This is a genomic window from Dietzia sp. SLG310A2-38A2, from assembly GCF_014145095.1.
GTDB lineage: Bacteria > Actinomycetota > Actinomycetes > Mycobacteriales > Mycobacteriaceae > Dietzia.
Map to the genome: position 1 here is coordinate 1 of NZ_JAALDX010000177.1, position 2,793 is coordinate 2,793.

Sequence of the window (2,793 nt, forward strand, 5' to 3'; positions counted from 1 at the left end):
TTGTCGAACGTCCCGTGCACCAGGATCACCGGCCGCGGGTGGGCCGGGGTCGGGCGACACGTGACCGGGGTGGCCACCACGGCTGGCGCGCCGGGTGCGCCGATGGGCCCGTTGATGCCGTTGAGTGCCTCGGTCACGTACGGCCCGAGCTCACCGGTGGGATCCAGGTCACCGACGAGGTCGGTGAGCGCGTCTTCTACCGGGCCGGCCGTGGCCACCGGGGTGAACCCGGGAGCGGCGGCGGAGACCGTGACCGCCGCGGCGACGGGTAGGGCCAGCGCGCAGGCGACGAGGGCGCCGGCAAGTCGGGAACGCAGGCGGCGTGGGGTGCGGGAACCGAGCATGGTGACTCCCAAAGAGTGTGAGGTCACACAAGTATGCGAGTGCCGAGCGGGATCGGGTACCGCACGGACCTCGCGTTCTCGTCGCGCGGGACGACTACTGCGGACGCCGTCGGCCGGGCGGGTGCCCGGGGCTGGTCGAACTCAGGCCGCGGACGCCAAGACGACCTCTGCTCTCAACAAGGCTCAGCTCTCAACAGGGCTCAGTTCTCAATATGGCTCAGTGCAACGCTCGAAAGGTGCCCCACGATCAGCCCGAAGTGAGGTCCTACTGGGCCAGGACCTTGTTGACCAGACGCGTCGCGAAATTGGGCGAGAACTTGGAGATGTTCGCGAGTACGGTCGTCTGCTCGCCGACGGAGTAGGACGTCCGATGAAGGCGGCGGTCGAGGGTCGTCGGATGGACGGACTGCCAGACCTTGTCCGCCACCTGCTCGGGCGTGATCTTGATGCCGAGCGTCTTGGTCGTCTTGGCCTTGGGGTCCGCGAGAGCGGTCTTGGCCCACAGCGGCCAGATCCCCACCACACGCACGCCGTGCGGTGCCCACTCGAGCTCCAACGCCTCGGTCAGTCCGGCGACGTAGAACTTGGCGGCGCTGTACGTGGCGATCCCGGGCTGACCGTAGATCGCCGACGCGGAGGCGATGTTGACCAGGTGCGACCTCGGCGTGGCCTTGAGGTACGGGAACGCGGCTTTGGCGCCGAGCGTCACGCCCAACACATCGATGTCGATCTGAGCCTTCACCGCGTCAGCCGAGATCTCCTGCAAATCGCCGGCGACAAGAACGCCCGCGTTGTTGTCCAGGACGTCGAGCGTCCCTCCGGTGTGTGAGGTGAACTCCTCCAGCGCCCTCTCCCACTGCTGCATGTCGCGGACGTCGAGCTCCCCCGTGATCCAGTCGGGATGCCTCGACTGCACCGCGGCCAGGGCGTTCTTGTCGACGTCGTACACCCCGACAGTCCATCCTTCGCGGCCGAATCGCTCCGCCGTTGCCAAGCCGATCCCAGCCGCCCCGCCCGAGATGAAGATCGATGCCATTCGCTGTCCTCCACACGCAAGTCCGATGCGGCGTTCCGCCCGGTGATATCCGATACTCGACAGTACCGAGCACTGGACCGGCAAGGGCGAGCTGTACCAATGCGCGATCCGAGGAGGCGCGGCTCGTGATCACCGAGTGGGGATGAGTCTCAGCGCTTCATGAGGGCGAACACGCCCCAGCCGAGGTACTCACGCGTGAAACGCGCGTAGCGGGCGGGCGCGGTGGCGAGTTCCTCACTCACCTCCGGGGCCAGATCGTCATCGGGGTTCCGGTCGAGCCAGAGTCGCAGGTTGAGCCATTGGGCCGCTGTGTACCGGTCCCAGCTGTCCTGATCGGCGAGCATCATCTCGACGATGTCGTACCCGAGATCGTGAAACGTCCCCATCAGGTCCGGCAGTTCCTGAAAGTCTGCGATGGCGGTGGCCTGGCAGGCGACGGCCGTCTCCTCGTCCGGCGGGGTCCGCCGCCAGTACGGCTCGCCGATCAGCATCACGCCTCCGGGACGCAGGCTGCGATCGAGCAATTCGGTCGTCCCGGCGACACCGCCGCCGATCCAGGTGGCCCCGACACATGCGGCCAGATCAACCGGCTCGTCCGCGACATGGCCGGCGGCGTCACCGTGGATGAACTCGACACGGTCGGCCACGCCGAGTTCGGCGGCGCGGGCTCGGGCTGCCTCGGTGAACACCGTGCTGATGTCCACACCGGTGCCCGTGATCCCGTGATCACGCGCCCAAGTGCTCAACATCTCGCCCGAGCCACTGGCCAGGTCGAGCGCGCGTGTTCCCGGGGCGAGTCGGAGGGCTTCCCCGAGGGCGGCGAGCTTGACCTCGGTCAGTGGATTGTGGATCCGATGGCTGCTCTCGCGGATGGTGAAGATGCGGGGAAGGTCCATGACCGCGACTCACCTTTCGTGGACAGCCACTCACCAGTGGCGTCGGTGGTCCGAACTTAGCACCCGCCGCGGACGTCGACGTCTCGTGAAGGCCCCCGTTCTCGCCTCCTACCGGACGGACCTCACGTTTCCGCGGCACCGGGCGACTACCCGCTGAAGCCGGTCGGCGAGGTGGGTGGCCGGGGCGTGTGAACGAGGCGGAAGGGACGAGGGGAGGATCTGACACATGAGGGCAGCCTTCGACGGTGCGGTGGTCCGGCACGGGCCGACCGTCCTGCGCGTGTGCCGCGCGGTCCTGGGTCCCGGCCCCGACGCCGACGACGCCTGGTCCGAGACGTTCCTGTCCGCGCTGCGGGCCTGGCCGGAGCTTCCGGAGGAGACCAATGTGGAGGCGTGGCTGGTCAGGGTCGCCCACCGCCGCGCCGTGGACGTGGTGCGCAGATCAACGCGCATCGCAGCCCCGGCGGGAGGTGCGGACGAGGTCGCCCTGCTCGAGGAGTGGGAGGGCAGTGGCCGC

The 2,793-nt window shown here is 68.2% G+C and carries 3 protein-coding genes and 1 pseudogene; 1 reads left to right on the forward strand and 3 read right to left on the reverse strand.

Annotation, left to right across the window (positions count from 1 at the left end; translation table 11 throughout):
* The 3 genes and pseudogenes from G6027_RS06990 to G6027_RS07000 all read right to left on the reverse strand — a co-directional run.
* Positions 1-371, reverse strand: a pseudogene (locus tag G6027_RS06990) (hypothetical protein); the annotation flags it as partial.
* 238 nt (positions 372-609) lie between these two features.
* On the reverse strand, positions 610-1,380 hold the full coding sequence (locus G6027_RS06995; RefSeq protein ID WP_182636543.1) for an SDR family oxidoreductase: 771 nt from the start codon (positions 1,378-1,380) through the stop codon (positions 610-612).
* A 149-nt stretch (positions 1,381-1,529) separates the two neighbouring features.
* Positions 1,530-2,276: a class I SAM-dependent methyltransferase gene (locus G6027_RS07000; protein WP_182636544.1), complete on the reverse strand. Its 747-nt coding sequence runs from the start codon at positions 2,274-2,276 to the stop codon at positions 1,530-1,532.
* Between the two features lie 226 nt (positions 2,277-2,502).
* Here G6027_RS07000 and G6027_RS07005 point away from each other — a divergent pair.
* Positions 2,503-2,793: sigma-70 family RNA polymerase sigma factor (locus tag G6027_RS07005; RefSeq protein ID WP_182636545.1), on the forward strand; the 291-nt coding region annotated here is incomplete at its 3' end.

Coding starts and splice junctions, on each gene's coding strand:
- G6027_RS06995 (WP_182636543.1), bottom strand. CDS start 1,380: ATGGCATCGATCTTCATCTCGGGCGGGGCGGCTGGGATCGGCTTGGCA.
- G6027_RS07000 (WP_182636544.1), bottom strand. CDS start 2,276: ATGGACCTTCCCCGCATCTTCACCATCCGCGAGAGCAGCCATCGGATC.